The organism is Paenibacillus sp. DMB20, from assembly GCF_000987955.1.
Taxonomy (GTDB): Bacteria; Bacillota; Bacilli; order Paenibacillales; family Paenibacillaceae; genus Paenibacillus_AQ.
In genome coordinates, this window is the sequence record NZ_LAZU01000044.1 from 45,294 (window position 1) to 64,773 (window position 19,480).

A 19,480-nucleotide genomic window follows, 5' to 3' on the forward strand; every position below is an offset into this window, starting at 1 on the left:
ATCTGAATCATCTTGTTTTCTAGTATATATCAGAAAGAAGAAGCGTAATACAAATAACCCGCTCTTTGCATACAGGTATACGCAAAGAGCGGGTTATAGGCTAAACTGCAAATCGGCTATTCGATTCGTTCCAAATTTCCGTTGGCGTCCATTTTAAAGCGCGTTTTAAGCTCTTCGTCTTCTTCATTTAAGAAAGCCAGCCGTCTCGCCCGATCCATGATCTGAATGAGCGCCTTATAATCGTCATTCACCACATGGTAGTCTGTCTTTACTTCGCTAACCTCTTTCAGTAGACGGGCATTTTCGCTGCGCAGCCTTTCAAGCTCCTCTTCCTTTTCCCGGAGCGTTCTTTCCAGCATTTTATACTGGCGTCCGCTCTCCTGAAGGCCGCCCTTCCATTGGCGGAGAAAACGGATGACCGCATCGATGGATAACGTCTCTTCGCTTGCCGTCTCTCCCTTGTAGCCGTCCTGCTCCATTTCCGCCTCTGCCAGTCCCGCTACCTTGGGAACGCTTAAGGACGGCTGCTTTTTGTAATAGCTCCGTTTTTGGCGCTGGGATTTCGCTAGGCTGATCGCCTCCTCGTATTTCTTGCGCACACAGCTGTTCCAACGGAACCCGCACGCAGCCGATGTCCGGCCGATCCGTTCACCGACTTCTTCAAACGCTGCCAACTGCGTGCTGCCTTCCCGAATATGCCGCAGAGTCACCTCGGCTAAAATAAGGTCGTCCTCTGCACTCCATGCATCCTGTCTCACTGCTGACATACCATAAAACCCTCCTAACGACATCCTAAAATAACCGTCTTCAATACCGTTAAACCGGCTGCTGAATAGGGTATAAAAGCTGCTTAATTCATTCCTATGCCTCTCATAGAGTTCATAGAATCTATTTGATACTAAAATGTATTTCCAATTTAATTACAGATCATACGCGGAACCCGGATTTATAACAATTTTGCCTTTTCCAAACCGATTTCAAGTACTTAAATCACATTTCCGCAAAAAATCGGGCGGTTTCTTCAGTTAGGCGTTTACACGATTTTGCCATGACGTTATAATGTACATAGCAATAAGCATTGTCCGTACATATGAGAGGAGGATATGATCGTGGCACGCATGTTCCGAGTGCTCGGCTTTTTCACGTTAACCATCGGTCTGATGGCGTTTGCCGGAGACTTGGTTGAAATGGCTCTGCTCTTCTTCCTGCAGACAGCGTTTTTTCGTGATTCTGGGATATTTGAAATTCACGGAGAGAACCTATATTATTCTCTTCTGGGCTTATATGATCGTGACCTTTACAGGTTTCAGCTATTGGACGATCTTCGAAATGGGCTTGCCACTTTAACATCCCGGCTTATGAAAAATCACCAAAAAAGCGATCAGGCATTGCTGCCGGTCGCTTTTTTTAATGCGTTTACATTCGGGTCCGTTTTGGATATTACGCCTCTTTAGAGAGACAAGGGTTGATATTTGCGCCCTAACCATCATATATTGGTTAAAATGAAAGGGTCCTCGGATTCCTGACGAACATACCTTTTCAAGGGGGATACCCGTTTTGATAGCGTTCAAACTACGTCCGTATCTATCGCTCCTGCTTTGTCTGGTTCTGCTCACCGTTATCACCGCAGGACATCAGCCGGCATTCGCCGCTCCGGAACCGGCTCCTATCGATTCCGAAGAAGCCCGCCAGCTGCTTCAAGACAGCCTTTCGATCGTTGAAATCGACCATGAAATCGAGCGGATCGAATTAAGGCAAGCCGAACTCGAAAACACCCAAAGAAAACTGACAGCCAAAAATTTCCGGACTTGAAACCGAAATCGAATACCGCCGCCTGCAAGCGGGTGCCGTTTTGAGATCCTATTACATGGGGGAGCGTGAAAATCTATTCACCCTGTTATTATCAGCCAGCAGTCTGTCCGGTTTTTTCAGAATCATGGAATTTTACGATCTGATCATCCAAAATGACAGAGAGGTTCTAAGCGCCTACGATCAGCAGTATAAAGAATTGGTGTCGGCCCAAGCCAATGCTTCCCGTAATGCGGCCCAGCTCGCAGAAGTCAAAGGCAACCTTGTCAATCAGCGGGCACGGGTGGTGGCACTGGAGAAGCAAGTCAATGGCGCGCTTGCCGCAAGCGGCAAGCCGGAGGCTATGGCACGGCTCATAGAGGAGTTTACCCTATACTGGGAAAACGTAGGGCTTTATGAAGTCAAACGGCATTTTCAGGCACTGGCGAATGCCATGAATCATCTCCCCGACTTCATTCAGAGCAGCAAAAACATGCTCAAGACGAACGGCAGGGAATATACCATCAACATACATGAGGATGATTTAAACGAGTTTCTTCGTTCAGAAGATGAGCTGTTCAATAGCTTTGCCTTTCACTTCAACGACGGCAAAGTATCCGCCGAGGGCGAAAGCGGCAATCTGTCCCTGCTGATCGAAGGGGAGTATACGATCATTCATGAGCCGGAAAACGCGATTATGTTTCAGGTCGACAAGCTGGTGTTCAATAGGCTGGAACTCCCTGATACGACCCGTAAAGCTTTGCAGGAGGAATTTGATATGAACTTTTATCCCAAGCAGCTTGTCTCCTTCCTGAAAGCCACGGAAGTGACCAGCGAGAACAAAAATCTCACGGTTAAGCTTCAGCTTGATATGTAAAACAAAAAAGGTGTCCCGCGGGACACCTTTTTATTATAAAAAAATCAAAAACAGTATAGCCTCAAAAAAACATCCGTAACCTTGAGTGCACGAAAAATTATTACCAGGGCGCGGTCTGTTTGGATTAACCGGCTTTCCAAGGCGGCATCATTTCCCCGTTCCGGCGTAAGATTTCCTGAACTCTTCTGCCGTGATTACGCCGCGAAGAAGCCCGCTTGCGGATTGCATGTATTGAAGAAATCCATCTTCCTGCCCGAAGTGAAGTCCTGCGGCGGCATGCTTACCCAGCAAGGCACGAAGACGTTCAACCGCCTCCATCCCGCCGCTATTTCTGACAGCGCTGTCAGAAATGTTGTAGGTTACGGGCAGCGCTGCCAACCTTCCCGTTTTCTCAGCCCATAACCTCTCCCGCGATAAGGCGGTGATTTCCGTAATCCAGTTCATCGCAAGTGCTGACGATCCGCTCTGAGAGCTCTGAGCGGTTACGGCATAACTCCTCGACCGAACGACCGGCTTATATGCCGAAACATTGTCGGCAAGGATCTTGATCCGGAATCCGTCCGGAAGGCCTCCGTAGGCCGACGAGAAGGGCGCAATAATGACCGGGGAAGTATTGTCTGCTTCATCGGCCTGCTTCATTGGAGACGCCCGAAACTGAAGCCAAGATGATGACTGATGCCGTGCCAGGAGGTTAAGCACCTGTCGGTCAGGCTTTTCCGGGTCTCCGCCCAATGCATAAACGGCTGCCGCAAATGCGTAAGGATCCTCCGGATCCAACGTAAAGACAGCCTTGGGGTCCCGCTTTTTCTTGAAAGCCTGCCAGCCCTTGCGGCTGGCAGGCAGGTCCCCTTCCATATCCTCCGGCTTCCAAGCCAACACATAAGGATCTATATCGAAGGGAATTCCCCATTGATAACCGTTCCACTGCACCGGTTCAAGCAGCCCTCCCGGCAGCTGTGAGTCCGGGATGACGGCTTGCGAGGCCTCGATCGGCAGCAGATGTCCTTTTAAGGCGAGAGGTTTGATCCAATGGCTGTCGACGAGCAGCACGTCCGGTCCGTCCCCAAGGCTCATTTTTTGAATTAATGATTCCATATCCGATGCGGCTGCGCTTAACTGTACAATGTCCACCTTCGCTCCGGTTTCCTGAACGATTTCTTCATTCATCTCAAGCAGCTGCTGAAATTCGGCATCATCAAGCTGTACACCGACCTGGATCGGTCCAAGGTCGCTTTCAGGCTGGTCTGGCGTTTGAGACGGGGGAAGCGGGTCGTTTCCCGGCGGATCGCTCCCGATGTTATTGGATAAGTCAAAGCTCGGAGATAAGCTGGTTAATGACAGCAGCAGTATGGCAAACATAAACCAATAATTTTTCCGCTTCATATCCTTCTCCAATCCTTTTGTGAGCTCTGCCCTTATTTTACCAGACTCCTAGTACTCTTGTCCTACCTTTTTTTTATAGACAAGAAATACCATTCATTTCATCCGCAAGGATCCTCCTTCCCTTACTACAAAAAAAAGCATAAGCTTGTTCAGCTCATGCAGCTCATCAAAAAACGTCGTATCATTTCCCGGAAAATACATTTTCCGGCTACAGAAGATCCGCCGCCAGCTGTGCCAGCTTTGACCGTTCCCCTTTGGTCAGGGTAATATGTCCGCTCAGCCCCTCCTGTTTAAAACGCTCTACCACATACGTCAAACCATTGCTTACCGCATCAAGGTACGGATGATCGATCTGCTCCGGATCTCCCATCAGGATGACCTTGCTGCCCTCTCCCGCGCGCGAGACGATCGTCTTCACTTCGTGTTTGGTTAAATTTTGCGCCTCATCCACGATAATGAACTGCCCCGGAATAGAGCGGCCGCGTATATAGGTCAGGGCTTCCACCTGTATGCTTCCGAGCCCCATCAATATCTTGTCGATGTCCCCCGCTTTTTTGGTATCAAACAGAAACTCAAGATTATCGTAGATCGGCTGCATCCATGGTCTCAGCTTCTCCTCTTTCTCTCCCGGCAGATAACCGATGTCCTTTCCCATTGGAACGACAGGCCGCGCGATCAGCAGCTTTTTGTATTTATGATCGTCCTCTACCTTGCATAAGCCTGCAGCCAAAGCCAGAAGCGTTTTCCCCGTGCCTGCCTTGCCTGTGATCGTTACAAGCGGAATATCGTCATTGAGCAGCAGTTCCAAAGCCATGCGCTGCTGCGCGTTGCGCGCCGATATTCCCCATACCGGATCATTGCTGAGGTAGAGCGGTTCAAGCCGGGTAGCTTCCGCATTAACCCGCAGCAATGCCGATTTGCCGCTTCCCATTTCATCTTTGAGGATGACGAATTCATGGGGATACAATGCAAAATTCAGCTGTAACGGAGCGATCGGCAAAAAGCGGTAACTATAAAACTCGTCGATGACGGATGGATGCACTTTCACCGTGGTATGACCGGAATACAACTCGCTCGGGTCGGCTGTTCTATCCGACAAATAATCCTCCGCCGTTAACCCCAGCACATCCGCCTTGATTCTCACCAGTACATCCTTGCTGACCAGGACGACCGGGCGCGGCTCTTCCTTCTCTTCTTCCTCCAATTTATAATTCAATGCGACGGCCAATATCCTGTTATCGTTGGAAGCCTCGCAAAACATCTCCTGCACCTTTACAAAGCTGCGGTGGTTCAGCTCCACTTTGAGACTTCCGCCATGCCTGAGCGGAACGCCATCATGCAGCTGTCCTTGCTCCCTCAGTCCGTCAAGCAGGCGCGACACCGAACGGGCGTTTCGTCCGAGCTCATCGGCATTCCGTTTTTTGGAATCGATCTCTTCCAATACAACCGCCGGAATGACAACCTCATGCTCCTCAAAGGCAAAGATCGCTTTGGGATCGTGCAGCAGTACGTTTGTGTCCAGCACAAAAATTTTCTTCATCGTATCCCCTCCACAGCTCCTTCATGTACACATTCCCCGCTTTGGATTATGAACCATTCGCACCTAAAAGATCATCACCTCCTTTCAGGCATATTTTGCCGGATTCCGACAATATAGGTCCTGCCTAACCGAGAAATTTCATGAAAACAAACAAAAAGCCCAGTGATAGAATCACCAGGCTTTTATCATGGCAGCAATCATTCGCACGTCAAGCTTTTCAGCCTTACGTTCGCCGCAAAATTCAACATATTCCGGCAACATGGCCGTAGAAACGCCCGCAAACGGTGCAGTTGGCACCGTATCGGCGTTCATATCGAAAAAGAGCATTTCATAGGATGAACAATGTTCCGGGACGAAACCGGGAACGTGAGCGGGATTGCCGGGGCCGGCATCCGCCCAGTTCGGGCAAACGAAGGTTTCGGACTGCTCCATCATCGATTCCGTCAATTGCATATCGGGTTGGGACATAAATCCGACCTCCTGTACAATGAACTTCGTTTGTTATATTTATTGTATTATATCACAGGATAAAACTTGCCTTCAAATGTCACGGCTTTGACGAAGAATCGGCTTTCGTCCCTGCCGATTCCGCGGTATGCCTTCCGGCGAGCTCGTCTTTCAGGGCCTGTTTCGCCTTTTGCAGCTCGCTATCGTTAATATACACGTAAGGACTCCGCCATTCGCCGGTTACAGGCATGAATTTGACATCATCTTTCTTAATGTCGTAATACGCCTTGATCAGATTTTTCAGTTGATCGCTTTCCAGGTCGGTCTTCATGTTCTCGTCCACCGCATCCAACACGTCGAACGCCTTGGCCGCACCTCCGAAAGATTTCATCCGGTCGATCAAAGAGTGAAGCACCTCGCTCTGGCGCGCATTACGGTCGAAATCATTAGACTCCTTGGTCTTAGGCTTGCAATTCATGGACTTCCGGTAACGAACATAATCCAACGCCTGCTTGCCGTCTAGCTCCTGCGGACCGGCCTTCAGGTTGATGTTCGTGCCGTCTACCGAATCGCGGTGGCACATATTATATTGGACGTTTACGCTCACGCCGCCCAGCGCATCCACCACGTCCCGGAAGCCTTGGAAATCCAGAACGGTCACGTAGTCGATATCGACATCCAAATACTTGCCGATCATTTTTTTCATCTGCTCTTCCGCCAGAATGCCGCTCTTCTTTTCCTGGCCTTTAAACGCAGGGTAAAAAGCGTTAAGCTTCTGGTTGGATTTGTAGCCCTCCAGCTGAAGCGAGGCATCCCGCGGAAGAGACACCAGGGTCGCCGAGTTGGTCTCCGGATGCATGGACACCACCATGACGACGTCCGTAAGATGCGTACCGGTTTCAGGCCTGTGATCCGTTCCCAGCAGCAGGATGGTAAGCGGCTTGACCTTTGCGGATTTCTCCGGCGGAACCTTCTTGTTGTTGCCGGTGTCCAAAATGCTGTTCTCGGCTTTGAAGTAAAGCATTCCAGCGTATACGGCAGCGCCCAGCACAGCTAGCAAAACAAGGATCAGAATGGATTTTAAGAATAATTTCACTCCGCTTTTCTTCTTTGTCTGCTTCTTTTTACTGCGTTGTCCTCCGCTTTTTCCTCTCGGAGGGAGATTCGTAGGACTCGTACTCATAGCGTAACACCTTTTTCATTCAATTTAGATGAATGTCCGGTTAGCGCTCAGGCAGCTGAGCATTAACCGGACTCTCAGGTACTTCATCTCTCTTTTTATAACGCGAGGAACCGAAAAAAAAGTTTTCGGCAAATCCGGACAATTTACGCATCAATGCGTTTTCGGTTCCGCCTTCGCCTTCTTCTTTTGACGTTCCTCCACAAAGTAACGGATCCGCACCATCAGCATTAACGCTACGGCCACGAGCAGGCATTGGATGATAGGCAGCTTGTCAATCTGGAAAATAAGCAGCATGCCCGAGCCCAAAGCCATCAGGATGTAGAGCAGGATTTCTTTCAAAAGCGGCATCTTCTGTCTTGCCCTGAACACCTTGTTGTAGACGTAGGCGATCAGCACGAAAATAACGATATAGGAAATTAGAGGATGCTCGGCAAACCAGACCTGCACGATAGGTTCACTCCTTTATGAAAATCATGCAGCAGGATCTATAATAGAGAGCTGCTCTCTCTATTATAGATTCGCCTCGGCCATTTTACGATGTTTTTCTGCGCGTTCGCGTTCGCTCTTGTTCAAAATCTTCTTGCGGAGACGAACGGACTTCGGCGTGATCTCGCAATATTCATCGTCGTTCAAGTATTCAAGCGCCTGCTCCAGCGAGAACAAACGCGGAGTTTTCATCTTCACCGTGTCATCCTTGGTCGCGGACCGCACGTTGGTCAACTGCTTTTCCTTGCAGATGTTAACCACGATGTCGTTATCGCGGGTATGCTCCCCGACGATCATGCCTTCGTACACTTCGGTGCCCGGTTCAAGGAACAAGGTTCCGCGGTCTTCGACGGACATGATGCCGTAGAAGGTTGTCGTTCCGTTTTCGGTGGAAACGAGCACGCCCTGATGGCGTCCGCCGACCTGTCCGCCGTGCAGCGGGCCGTAGCTGTCAAATGCATGGTTCATCACGCCGTAGCCGCGAGTGAGCGTCAGGAAGTGAGTGCGGTACCCAATCAATCCGCGGGCCGGAATCAGGAATTCCAGGCGAACCTGGCCGCTTCCGTTGTTCACCATGTTCACCATCTCGGCTTTACGGGTTCCGAGACTTTCCATGACCGAGCCCATGCTGTCTTCAGGAACGTCGATGATCAGGCGTTCGATCGGTTCCATCTTGGCGCCGTCGATCTCCTTCACGATAACCTCAGGCTTGGAGACCTGAAGCTCATAGCCTTCACGGCGCATGTTTTCGATCAGAATGCCAAGGTGAAGCTCGCCGCGGCCCGATACGATAAAGGCATCCGGGCTGTCGGTTTCGTCCACCCGAAGGCTCACGTCGGTTTCCAGCTCTTTGTAGAGCCGCTCGCGCAGCTTGCGGGATGTTACCCACTTGCCTTCCCGTCCGGCAAAAGGACTGTTGTTGACAAGGAAGGTCATTTGAAGGGTCGGCTCGTCGATTTTCAGAACCGGGAGGGCTTCAGGATTCTGAGGATCGGCGATCGTTTCTCCGATGTTGATATCTTTGATGCCTGCGATGGCAACGATGTCGCCGCCGCCCGCTTCGGCGATTTCCACGCGCTTGAGCCCTTGGAAGCCGAACAGCTTCTCGATCCGTGCCGACTTGCTGGAGCCGTCGCGCATGATGACCGTTACGGGTTGTCCCTGCTTGATCACGCCACGGTTCACGCGACCGACGGCGATACGGCCGAGATATTCGTTATAATCCATCAATGTAACCAGGAATTGAAGCGGCTCGTCCACTTTCTCGGTTGGAGACGGGATATGATCAATGATGGTCTCGTAAAGAGCCAGCATGTTGTCATCCTGCTTCTCGGGATCCAGGCTGGAGGTACCGTTCAGAGCGGATGCGTACACGACCGGGAATTCCAGCTGGTCGTCGTTTGCGCCGAGCTCGATGAACAGGTCCAGCACTTCGTCGATGACCTCGGCCGGACGGGCCGCCGGACGGTCGATTTTGTTGACGACGACGATTGGCGTCAGATTGTGTGCCAGCGCTTTGCCCAGCACGAACTTGGTTTGAGGCATGCAGCCTTCATAAGCGTCGACGACGAGCAGCACGCCGTCGACCATTTTCATGATCCGCTCCACTTCGCCGCCGAAGTCGGCGTGTCCGGGAGTATCCACGATGTTGATCAGAAAGTCTTTATACGTAATGGCCGTATTCTTGGCCAAAATGGTAATGCCGCGTTCGCGTTCCAGGTCATTCGAGTCCATCGCCCGTTCCTGCAGCGTTTCATGTTCCCGGAAAATACCGGACTGCTGCAGCAGCTGGTCGACAAGCGTCGTTTTGCCATGGTCAACGTGGGCAATGATAGCAATGTTGCGAATTTGTTCTCTCGATTGCATAAATTTATCTCATATCCCTTCTAATTCGAATGAGCCACAAAAGAAGCGCCGGACGTTAATGCCGACCGACGCTTCAACATATCCACTATTTTAAAGGTTTTTCGATGCAAAAATCAAGCCTTTTCAGAAAACTTCCAGTAAAATTACCACCCTCGGCTCCACTTGCTGCCCCGTCTCCGGTTTCGCCCGTAAATCAGCCAAATTCCCGCGGCAATCAGAACCAGCGCGATCACATAAAAAGCCCCTGCCTCAAGCCAAGTGAAAATGAATATGACCGCCGAGAGAAGAATCAAACCGACCGCCATCGGCAGCGCGGCTCCAGGACGGGGAGTTTCAAATGCATAATACTCATACAGCCCAACGCCGATCCCAAGAATAAGCAGCGGCCATAGCGAACGCATCAAGTCCCAGCCCCAGAAGCTGCAGATCAGGAACAGAAGCCCGTAGACCGTCAGGATCCCCGCCGGAATCAGGATGGTTGCAGAAAAGCGCCGGCCAAAGTACAAAACGTGAAGCAGCAGCCCCGGGAGCAACAGGAGGAGAGGCCACAAGGTGCGTCCCAAAAATCCGAATACCCCAAGCTTTCCAAGCAAGATGAACACGCCTGCAGCAACGATAAACAATCCGAGTGTCAAGTCTTTTTTTGGAGGACATTTTTTCACCCTCTTATCATTTTATGTAAAGCTAATGGCAACCATTGAAATATCAGTTACATTAATATTAGCCGAAAACGACAAAAAAAAACCATATCCCGAGCCCGTCCCCCGGTCATTGGTCCCATAAAATTAAATACGAAAACCCCGGGGTTCTTATCTCCGGGGTTTTCGCCTATCCTCTGCAGGCTTTACCGGTGTTTAAATGCTTTTAGTCCACCGAAGGCAACGACAATCACCGCGAGAACGGCGGGCAGCCATGAATGGTATTCGGGCATGGAGGCTGCCAGCAGCAGTCCGGTTTTTACGTCCTGCAGCAGCATTTCCCCTGCGGTATAGGCCAGTATTCCGGCACCGACGTACAGCAGAAACGGATACTTTTTTTAACCATAGCCCTATAATCCCGCTGCCCCATACAACGATGGGGATGCTAAGAAGAATGCCGATCGCGATAAGCGCCAAATCCCCGTCCGCCAAACCTGCTATAGCCAAGACGTTATCCAGGCTCATCACAAAATCGGCAACCAATATGGTGTACACCGCTCCCCACATTGACGGGGATTCCTTCAGGGTAATGTCATTCCCGTGCTGGTCCCCTATGAGCTTAAAGGATATCCACAACAGCAGCAAGGCTCCTCCGGCTTGCAGATAGGGCACCTTGAGCAGCAGAACCGCGGCAAACGTTAAAATGCACCGAAGGAGCACCGCGCCGGCTGTTCCGATCCATACCGCGCGCTTTTTATTGGTTTCGGGAAGATTCTTGCTAGCCATCGCGATAACCAGAGCATTATCGCCGCTTAAAACCAGATTAATCATCAGTATTTGTCCCAACAGCAAAATCGTATCCATCCTGTCAACCTCCCACTTTACACATATGAGCGGTATGTCCAAGCTATGCTTGCATCCGGGAAAAAATAGGCCTATAATTAATCCACTTTGTTTTTATTTGACCGCATGTCTTAGAGGAGTGACCTATTGTGGACATCTTGAGCGGAGAGTTTTTCTTTGCGCTAATCAACATTGTATTTCTGGACCTTGTACTGGCCGGCGACAATGCAATCGTGATCGGTCTGGCGGCACGCAATTTGCAGCCGGCTACCCAGAAAAAAAGCCATCATTTTCGGAACGGGCGGGGCCGTAGTGCTCCGGATTATCGCCACCATCCTTGTCGTCTGGCTGCTTAAGGTCCCATGGCTGCTGCTGATCGGGGGAATACTGCTGGTTGGCATTGCATACAAGCTGCTGACGGACGACAACGACCATACGGATATCAAGGCCGGGAGTAATCTCTGGTCTGCCATTCGCACCATTATCGTCGCGGATGCGGCTATGGGACTTGATAATGTCATTGCCGTGGCCGGCGCGGCGAAGCATAACAATCTGCTCGTCATTATCGGATTATTGATCAGCGTGCCGATCGTCGTATGGGGCAGCACCTTGTTTATCAAATTGATCGCCCGGTTCCCGTGGATCATTTATGCCGGGGCCGCCGTGCTTGCTTATACCGCTTCCTCCATGATCACGGACGAGAAGCACTTCAAAGTATTCTTTGAAACCCATCCCATCGTGAGGTCCCTGTTTATTGCCGCAGTCATTGTCGGCGTCCTGGCGGCAGGACATCTTAGGAAAAAGGCATTGCGCCGTCGCCGCGAACCATCAGAAACGACATGACGCCTCCTGAGCATGCCGTGCATTAAAGGGGTATCCCCCAAGGTCCGTTGACCTTGGGGGATACCCCTTTTCAATTATCCGGACTTTGGTTAATCCGGAGTTTATATCGCAAAAGACGGTTAAAACCATTCTTCTTTAACAACGTCGTCCGAAATCGACCGGGAATCGAGATCCATTGTCATCTCCGGCGTGGCGATTAAGGTTTCCGTCCGCTCCACTGCCGAAAGGATCAAGTCGGCCAGACCCGGAAGCGTTTTTTCCACTTTATCGACAATCCGGAGGTTTGGATTCGTCGTCGGCGATTTCGGCACAAACAACGTACAGCAATCCTCGTAAGGAAGGATGGACGTTTCGTAGGTACCGATCGTTTTTGCCAGATCAATGATATCATTTTTATCCGTCGTAATAAGCGGGCGCAAGATCGGAAGATCCGTTGCCTTGCCGATAACGTTCATGCTCGGGAGCGTTTGGCTGGCTACCTGGCCCAGACTGTCACCGGTCACGATGGCGAGCGCTCCCTCCCTTTCGGCCAGCATCGTGGTGATGCGGAGCATGGCCCGGCGCATGAACGTAATCATCAGGTTATCCTGTCCTATCCCGGCAAAAGACGTTTGAATCTCGGTAAACGGTACCAGATGAAGCTTGATCTTTCCTGCATAGCCCGACAAAATCTTCGTAAGTTCAATGACCTTTTCCTTTGCCAGCTGGCTGGTGTACGGATAACTGTAAAAGTGAACGCATTCGATTTCGAGCCCTCTGCGCATCGCCAAAAAAGCGGCAACCGGGCTGTCGATTCCCCCGGATAGCAGAAGCATCGCCTTACCGTTGGTCCCCAGCGGAAACCCTCCTGCCGCTTCGATGACATCATAAAAAAGATAGGTCCGGTTTTCGCGGATTTCCACGCGAAGCTCGATGTCGGGATGTTTGACTTGAACTTTGAGCTTCGGATATGCCCTAAGCAGCGGAGATCCGATCAGATGGTTCATTTCCTGGGAAGAGTGCGGGAATTCCTTCCATACCCTCCTCGCATTTACCTTGAACGTCGTTTCTCCCGGGAGCTCGGACTGGCCTAAAAATTCAAGCGCTGTGTTAACAATCGGCTCCAAATCCGATGCGCACACGCGAACCGGGCTGATGGATACGATGCCAAACACCTTTTTTTAGAACTTCGGTCAAGGCTTCGGCCGGTTCCCCGTTGAGATCAATATAAATCCTTCCATACTCTTTCAATATTTTGGCCTTAGGAAAAGCTTTCAGCAAAGCCCTGACGTGCATAAGCACGCTTTTCTCAAAACGGCTGCGGTTTTTGCCTTTCAGCGTAAATTCTCCAAAGCGGAGAAGAAGCATATCGTAGGTTATCTTCAAGTGGTCTCCCCCCTCTTGGCAGTTAAGGGACGAAGACTGAGGGCTGCCTGTTGAAGCGCGTCGCAAAGTCGGGCAACATCCTCTTCGGTATGCTCCCAGCCCAAGCTGATGCGGATTCCGCTCGAGGAAATCCCCTTCTCCTTGCCCATAAAGGTCAGCACGCGGCTTGGCTCGCTTGTCTTTGAAGAACAGGCTGACTTGGTCGATACCAAAAAACCAAGTTCTTCCAAAGCATGGACAAGCACCTCAGGCTTCAATCCCGGATACGAAAAATGAATGATATGAGGAGCTCCCGACTCGCTGCTGTTCAGCAGAAACTCCGGCATTCTGCGAATCTGCTCCAGGAGCATGGCGCGCAGCTTGCTTATTTTATCATAAAAGGCCTTCTGCCGCTCGCTCGCGAGTCTCATCGCTTTTGCCACAGCCGCTGCGGCGGCCACATTCTCCGTACCGGCCCGATGGCCGCTTTCCTGGGTCCCCCCGGCCAACAGCGGGAACAGGTCAACGCCTTGTTTGACATACATAATCCCGGCGCCCTTGGGTCCTTTGAATTTATGCGCCGACAGCGTATATAAATCAGCCTTCCAGGATTTCAAGTCAACCGGCAGTTTTCCGAAACCCTGGACGCCGTCAATATGAAATAATGTTCTGACGTTTTTCTCTTTGATGTATCGACCAATTTCCCGAACCGGCTGAACGGCTCCGGTTTCATTGTTCACGTGCATGACGCTGACCAGAACCGTATCCTTTCTGACCTCCCGGGCCAGAACGGCCGGATCGACGACGCCATTGCCGTCAACAGGGACATAGGTTACCTCCCACCCGAAGCCTTCCAGCTGTTTGAAGTTTTCATACACGGACGGATGCTCCGTCCCGGTCGTAATAAGATGCCGTCCGCGTGATCTGTACTGCAGTGCCGCTCCCTTGATGGCCATGTTGTTTCCTTCCGTTGCCCCTGAGGTAAACACAATTTCCGACGGTGATACGGACAGGGCCTCGGCACACACTTCCCTAGCCTTTTTCAGCAGTTTGGCGGCATCCTCCCCTGCCCGGTGAAGGGCCGAGGGATTTCCGTAATGCTTGTTCATGATTTCAGCCATGGTTTCCACGACTTCCCTGTAAGGCGGGGTTGTAGCTGCATGATCGAAATACAGCATTTCTAACACGTCTCCTCTCGTTCAACGCAAAAAGATCAAACGGATCTTTTGTCCAGAGGCCTCAGCCTGCCGCAAACTCCCCGTTTGACCTTTCATGGCGTTTATTTTTTTAAAGGTTAAACTTCATATTTAGAACGTGCAGTCAAGACTTTGCGTATATAGGACTGCGTCTCGGCCGGAAGCATGTCCGCCTTGGCAAGCAGTTCGGCATCGCTGGTTACGCCCAGCCGTAAAACGCGGGATGGGCCGGCATTATAGGCGGCAAGGGCCATAGCGACCTCTCCGCCGAATTTCTTAAGCTGATACGATAAGTACTTCGTTCCGCCCTCTATATTTTGCACGGGATCAAATGAATCGGCAACGCCGAGCCCCCGGGCCGTTCCGTCCATCAGCTGCATCAGTCCCTTGGCTCCGGCCGAAGAAACGGCATAAGGATTAAAGGATGACTCCGTGTCGATGACCGCTTTAATCAAAGCTGCCGGTACTCCGTATTTTTCCCCGGCTGACGCAATTAAATCCTCAAATGATGTATTTATCGAATCAGTCGTTTGGCGAGCGGTTTGAGCCGGCTCCCCTGGAGCCAACGATTCCGTCCGAAAAGTTACGGCGGAGCCGCCTTCGCTGTCATCGACTGCCCCAAGCTGCTGCCATAGCAAGCCGTCTTCCCAGGTCACGCCCGGTGCAAGCCTCACCGTGGTTCCTTCTGACACGGGAGCTCCGCCGTTCATGAAGTTGCTTAAAACGCTGCCGAAGTCGCTGCCACTTCCCTGCGCTTCCGAACTATCCCTCAGACCCGCCGGACTGCCGGTAATCGGGCGCTGCGGTTCCACCGTACTTCTCGCCGCTGCCGGATCGATTTGCATGTCATTCATCACATCTTCCTTTAAGGTTTCAATTTCCATTTTACATCCTTTCCGGACAATCGGCTATACCCTTTCGACAAAAAAAACAGGCGACCCACCCATGCGGTGAATCGCCTGTTGAACTGCATATTCTTTAAACCCTCTATCTGGCAAAAGGAATCAGCACAAAATAACTGATTGTGGCCAGAATCCCCAAGCCGATTGACCAGGCGCCCAGAGTACGGCTGCCTTGGGTATAAGCATAATAGCCCGTCACGGCTGCTATGGGTCCCAAGATTACGGACCACATGAATAATGCCGCAATACCCAGTATCAGTCCCACATATCCTGCCACGCGTCCGGTTGAGCCTTCGGCGCTTTCATCCCGCTTCCTATCGTTTCCTTTATCCCGGACTGGCGCCGTAACCGGAACGGAGGGAGTAATCTCCGCAGCGAACTCCTCCTGCTGATCTTTTCTTGGGTAGTCCACGCGGCTGCGTTTCGTATCCACCACTTTGAACTTGTTCTTGCTGCGGTGTTTGTCCTTATTCATGCTGCCACCTCCTCTGTGATGAAAACAGATACGAAAGTATTACGCTTCTTTCGGCTTGAATGTTAGACAACAAGTTGCAGAGGATGTCTTTGCGGAATCGCGATGGTTCTTGACAAAACCTTCGTCGGCAAATTCATCGCCAAGGTGAATGTTCGAGTGACGGTCGATTTCAATCATAATCATATCGGCGCGGCATACATTTTGTTCTCCCCAGTAGTGACAGTTGCTTACGCTGCATTTAACGTATGGTTTGGCTTCGTTGGCCATTTGGAATCACCTCGTACACATTTTCTCCTTACCCGAGCGGGTGTATTCACGTTTCTTGCTGTCATTTGGTGTTAAACGCTGAAAAAAAAAGAGATGCCGCCGGCATCTCTTCGTATCGTAACGATATTCAGTTTATCGGCTTTATGCGTGTTTTCTTTCCGCCTGCATGCGGCGTTCCGTTAAATAATCACTTTCATAGTAAGCAAGGTCGTCACGAAGCTCTTCGTAAATTTTTGTAATGTTCAGAATGACGTCTCTTGCCGGGCGTACCGGCTTTTTGCGGAAGCGGATAGCATCCTGCCCCGTGTAGGCGTAGCGTCCGTCCTCGGAATAGCTTTCATTCTTAGGGTAAAAGAAACTGTTTACGCAGCGGTGATACACATTGTACAATGCTTTTTCCGCAAAATCGGCATCGAAATTGGGACGCCGCTGGACGATGCCCAGCTTCTCGTAGGAAACCTCGGAAAAAGCAAGCAGGTGCCGGAGATCCGAAAGGAATCCTTTGTAAAAATGAACGGTCTCTTCATCCTGTTCTGCGGTAAGTTGAGGCAGGGCATGTTCGTTAAGAAAAGTTTCCAGGATGGCGATCGCGGATTTCAGTTTATCCCTTGTCTCCGCACACAGATTCTGAAGATTGTCAGCTGGCATTACGGTTGCTCCCCCTTAAACGTTACTGGCCTTCCAAGAGTAATTCCTCGGCCAATATTATGTACTATCCTATCACAAATGACCTCTTTTCGAAATCCCTTATGAATGCACTTACAAGGATTTTTTTAGAGTCCGGAGAGAGACAATGGAAGGCGGCGTTTCCCTGTTCCGGAAGAAGACTTGCCCTGCTTGAAAGGGCTGTGAAAGGGCTGTTTGCCCTACTCAAAAGTTTTATAATCCCTCCTTGCCAAAACGACGCATAAAAAACTGCGGCTCTCCCAACGCTATGAGTACGCGTTTCCAAAAAAGTCGGGTTTTCAGCGCCGAGAAGACCCGCTAAAGGTAATTCGACATCGGTTCCGGCTTTCGTTTAAAGACCATTTGTAAGGAGAATGAATAATGAACTCACGCCGTTTGTGGACGATCCTGGGCACGGCCTTCATTCTTGGTTTGGTCGTCGTTTTTACTGATGATTCCCGACCCCAACCGTCAGAAGCAGGCTGCAAGAACCAGCCCCAATCCCCTCCCCCCTAGACAAGAGAAAACCGTTAAGCTTGCGGCTCTGGACGGCGACCTGAACGCCACCGACAACCTGAGCCGGATGGATGCCAAACAGCATCTTCAAGCCATGCTGAATGACGACAAGCTGCGAACGCCGCAGCGCGTAAAGGAATATGTTCGAAGACATCAGCGTTCCCATAACCACTTCGAGAAGATCATCTGGTTTGATCTGGCCTCAAAGCGAAAAACGGAACTGAACGCCAGCCCCCAGGAATGGCATAAAAAAAGATAAACAGCTCATTGCCCAATATGTGCGGAGGGCCGAGTTTGAGCTGAAACGGGGAAAATCCTATGCCTCTCCCCAATTTTCGGCTGACGGAAATCCTTGCTTTATCATCGCCGAGCTCTCCCCTGACGGAAAGTATGGCGCAGCCGCCCTGGTTAACCAAAAAGTGCTGGCGCAGGTGAAAAATCACCAGAAAAAGAATCTGCGGCTGATACCGTATCCGAAAGAAGGAAAGTTTAAAGTTGAATCCGTGCACAGCGACACGCTTCGGGATTTAACGGTAAGAACCGGCCATGACAACGAAAAGGCAAGCCATTTTTACGAAAACGAAATTGTAATCCGGTTTCAACGGCAGCCGACGCGGCAGGAATTGGTTCAAATATCAAGGGAAATTTCTGCCCAGGCTCCCCGCAAGCTCGGATATGCTTATATTTTCCGCTCGGACCAAATGGATTTCAAACGGCTTCATGCTTACTTCACCCAAAAATGGAGCCCGGTATACGCCGAGCCGCATTATATGTACTTGACCAACGGATTTGGTTTGGGAACCCTTGAAAATGATGGAGGAAACGATGAATCCGTTGCGGAGAAAGCCAATATTCCCAATGATCTCCTCTTCTCGCGATACCAATGGAATTTGCCGGCCATTGAAACGAACCGCGGCTGGAATTTATCCAAAGGCAGCGAGGAAGTCGTTATTGCCGTGGTTGACACCGGCGTTGACCTGAGACATACCGATTTGGAAGGACAGCTAGTACCCGGTTACAATGTCGTCAATCCCGATAGCGATCCTTCGGACGATGTTGGCCACGGGACGCATGTCGCCGGCATTATCGGAGCCCTTGTGAACAACGGCGAAGGTGTGGCGGGAATGAGCTGGTACAACAAAATCATGCCGGTCAAGGCGCTGGACGCAAGCGGCTCCGGGACAACCTACGCCGTAGCTGAAGGGATTATCTGGGCCACGGATCGAGGAGCCAAAGTAATTAATATGAGCCTTGGGAATTATGCCGATTCCCAGTTTCTTCACGATGCCGTCAAGTATGCTTATGACCGTGACGTTCTGCTCGTTGCAGCGTCCGGAAACGATAATACGGAGCGTCCGGGGTATCCTGCCGCTTATCCCGAAGTATTGGCCGTCGGAGCCACCAATCAGGACATGAGCCGGGCTGAATACTCCAATTACGGAGATTACATCGATGTTACCGCCCCCGGAACGAACATTGCCAGTACGTTTCCGGGAAACCAGTACGCAGCCCTTTCCGGCACCTCCATGGCTAGCCCTCATGTCGCGGCCATGGCAGGTTTGATCCGCTCGCTGAACCCGGATTTAACCAACCGCGAAGTGATGGACTTAATGATTTCCCAGGCTGTGGATCTTGGCGAGAAGGGAAAGGACAAGTATTACGGGAATGGCCGCATCGACGTTTTTTCGTTCGCTTAAGGCTGCGGGAAACGAGGAGGTGCCTCTTCAAATGTGGCCCCAGCATGTGCTTCAGCGCATGCAGGAGGAGCTCAAACGATTAAACGATGGGGATAACCAATCCGAATGACATAAGAGCAGGCAGCTTACGGTCCGTCAGGACGAAAGCTGCCTTTTGTCTTTCACTCCAAAAGTATTACTTTTTATGCCGGGCACGGGAAACATGCGCGGAACGTTTTTTCTGCGATTTGGCTGAAACCGTTGCATTGCCCGCTTCTTCACGTCCGGAATAGGTATAAATATGCTGCTCGACCGGTACGCAGTGCACCTTGTCTACAACTTGAATCGGATGGATGACAGGGACAATTTGCGGAACGTAATGATCTCTGACAATAACAATGGGTTCGCATACGATCGGTGAAACCGGCGGACAAACACTTGGGGAACTTTTATCGCAAGACATTGCAAGCCACTCCTTTCCGTTGATGATAACAGCTTATTATATCGACGGCAAAATGGTATGGACGTTTGTCTGTTACAGGCG

Annotated in this window: 18 protein-coding genes and 4 pseudogenes; 6 read left to right on the plus strand and 16 right to left on the minus strand. The window is 50.8% G+C overall.

Translation table 11 applies throughout. The features are described 5' to 3' along the window. Positions 1-116 precede the first annotated feature (116 nt). Positions 117-767 carry an RsfA family transcriptional regulator gene (locus XI25_RS25695; protein WP_046680853.1) on the minus strand — a complete coding sequence of 217 codons (651 nt, stop codon included), beginning with the start codon at positions 765-767 and terminating at the stop codon, positions 117-119. Positions 768-1,109: 342 nt separating this feature from the next. Between XI25_RS25695 and XI25_RS25700 the strand changes: the two are divergent. The 3 genes and pseudogenes from XI25_RS25700 to XI25_RS25705 all read left to right on the plus strand — a co-directional run bounded on the left by XI25_RS25700 (position 1,110) and on the right by XI25_RS25705 (position 2,665). Continuing rightward, a pseudogene (locus tag XI25_RS25700) lies at positions 1,110-1,347 on the plus strand (DUF2626 family protein). Between the two features lie 210 nt (positions 1,348-1,557). Then, the gene (locus tag XI25_RS35410) at positions 1,558-1,812 is read left to right on the plus strand and encodes a hypothetical protein (RefSeq protein WP_235440413.1); all 255 of its coding nucleotides are present in this window, start codon (positions 1,558-1,560) and stop codon (positions 1,810-1,812) included. 40 nt (positions 1,813-1,852) lie between these two features. After that, entirely contained in the window at positions 1,853-2,665 is an 813-nt protein-coding gene (locus XI25_RS25705) for a hypothetical protein (protein WP_235440420.1), read from the plus strand. A 147-nt stretch (positions 2,666-2,812) separates the two neighbouring features. On the opposite strand, the gene XI25_RS25710 is transcribed toward XI25_RS25705, so the two are convergent. The 8 genes and pseudogenes from XI25_RS25710 to XI25_RS25745 form a co-directional block, all read right to left on the minus strand. Next, complete coding sequence (locus XI25_RS25710) at positions 2,813-4,048, minus strand: extracellular solute-binding protein (protein ID WP_046680893.1); 1,236 nt, start codon at positions 4,046-4,048, stop codon at positions 2,813-2,815. A 208-nt stretch (positions 4,049-4,256) separates the two neighbouring features. Then, positions 4,257-5,588, minus strand: coding sequence for a PhoH family protein (locus XI25_RS25715; protein ID WP_046680854.1), 1,332 nt, complete (start codon positions 5,586-5,588; stop codon positions 4,257-4,259). 171 nt (positions 5,589-5,759) lie between these two features. After that, positions 5,760-6,056, minus strand: a complete 297-nt coding sequence (locus XI25_RS25720; protein WP_046680855.1) for a hypothetical protein — start codon at positions 6,054-6,056, stop codon at positions 5,760-5,762. A 79-nt stretch (positions 6,057-6,135) separates the two neighbouring features. Beyond that, entirely contained in the window at positions 6,136-7,218 is a 1,083-nt protein-coding gene (locus tag XI25_RS25725; RefSeq protein WP_046680856.1) for an LCP family protein, read from the minus strand. A 150-nt stretch (positions 7,219-7,368) separates the two neighbouring features. Continuing rightward, complete coding sequence (locus XI25_RS25730) at positions 7,369-7,665, minus strand: YlaH-like family protein (RefSeq protein WP_046680857.1); 297 nt, start codon at positions 7,663-7,665, stop codon at positions 7,369-7,371. A 63-nt stretch (positions 7,666-7,728) separates the two neighbouring features. Beyond that, complete coding sequence (gene typA / locus XI25_RS25735) at positions 7,729-9,570, minus strand: translational GTPase TypA (protein ID WP_046680858.1); 1,842 nt, start codon at positions 9,568-9,570, stop codon at positions 7,729-7,731. 143 nt (positions 9,571-9,713) lie between these two features. Beyond that, positions 9,714-10,232, minus strand: a complete 519-nt coding sequence (locus XI25_RS25740) for a LiaF transmembrane domain-containing protein (protein WP_046680859.1) — start codon at positions 10,230-10,232, stop codon at positions 9,714-9,716. A gap of 182 nt (positions 10,233-10,414) precedes the next feature. Beyond that, positions 10,415-11,072: pseudogene (locus XI25_RS25745) on the minus strand (TerC family protein). 128 nt (positions 11,073-11,200) lie between these two features. On the opposite strand from XI25_RS25745, the pseudogene XI25_RS25750 reads away from it, so the two are divergent. Then, positions 11,201-11,894: pseudogene (locus XI25_RS25750) on the plus strand (TerC family protein). A gap of 119 nt (positions 11,895-12,013) precedes the next feature. Here XI25_RS25750 and thiI read toward each other — a convergent pair. The 6 genes and pseudogenes from thiI to XI25_RS25780 all read right to left on the minus strand — a co-directional run bounded on the left by thiI (position 12,014) and on the right by XI25_RS25780 (position 16,726). Then, positions 12,014-13,253, minus strand: a pseudogene (gene thiI / locus XI25_RS25755) (tRNA uracil 4-sulfurtransferase ThiI). A 2-nt stretch (positions 13,254-13,255) separates the two neighbouring features. Beyond that, positions 13,256-14,416: a cysteine desulfurase family protein gene (locus tag XI25_RS25760; protein WP_046680860.1), complete on the minus strand. Its 1,161-nt coding sequence runs from the start codon at positions 14,414-14,416 to the stop codon at positions 13,256-13,258. 116 nt (positions 14,417-14,532) lie between these two features. After that, positions 14,533-15,318 (minus strand): lytic transglycosylase domain-containing protein, encoded by a 786-nt coding sequence (locus tag XI25_RS25765; RefSeq protein ID WP_235440422.1) that lies wholly within the window; start codon positions 15,316-15,318, stop codon positions 14,533-14,535. 103 nt (positions 15,319-15,421) lie between these two features. Continuing rightward, positions 15,422-15,811, minus strand: coding sequence for a hypothetical protein (locus XI25_RS25770; protein WP_046680861.1), 390 nt, complete (start codon positions 15,809-15,811; stop codon positions 15,422-15,424). Positions 15,812-15,850: 39 nt separating this feature from the next. After that, on the minus strand, positions 15,851-16,078 hold the full coding sequence (locus tag XI25_RS25775) for a DUF1540 domain-containing protein (RefSeq protein ID WP_046680862.1): 228 nt from the start codon (positions 16,076-16,078) through the stop codon (positions 15,851-15,853). A gap of 141 nt (positions 16,079-16,219) precedes the next feature. Further along, positions 16,220-16,726 carry a YpuI family protein gene (locus XI25_RS25780; protein WP_046680863.1) on the minus strand — a complete coding sequence of 169 codons (507 nt, stop codon included), beginning with the start codon at positions 16,724-16,726 and terminating at the stop codon, positions 16,220-16,222. Positions 16,727-17,171: 445 nt separating this feature from the next. Here XI25_RS25780 and XI25_RS37070 point away from each other — a divergent pair, with 445 nt between their 5' ends. Together XI25_RS37070 and XI25_RS25785 are read left to right on the plus strand one after the other, a co-directional pair. Then, on the plus strand, positions 17,172-17,519 hold the full coding sequence (locus XI25_RS37070) for a hypothetical protein (protein WP_442950438.1): 348 nt from the start codon (positions 17,172-17,174) through the stop codon (positions 17,517-17,519). A gap of 19 nt (positions 17,520-17,538) precedes the next feature. Next, positions 17,539-18,957 (plus strand): S8 family peptidase, encoded by a 1,419-nt coding sequence (locus tag XI25_RS25785; RefSeq protein WP_442950439.1) that lies wholly within the window; start codon positions 17,539-17,541, stop codon positions 18,955-18,957. 175 nt (positions 18,958-19,132) lie between these two features. Here XI25_RS25785 and XI25_RS25790 read toward each other — a convergent pair whose 3' ends face one another. Continuing rightward, the gene (locus XI25_RS25790; protein ID WP_046680864.1) at positions 19,133-19,399 is read right to left on the minus strand and encodes a hypothetical protein; all 267 of its coding nucleotides are present in this window, start codon (positions 19,397-19,399) and stop codon (positions 19,133-19,135) included. Positions 19,400-19,480 lie beyond the last annotated feature (81 nt).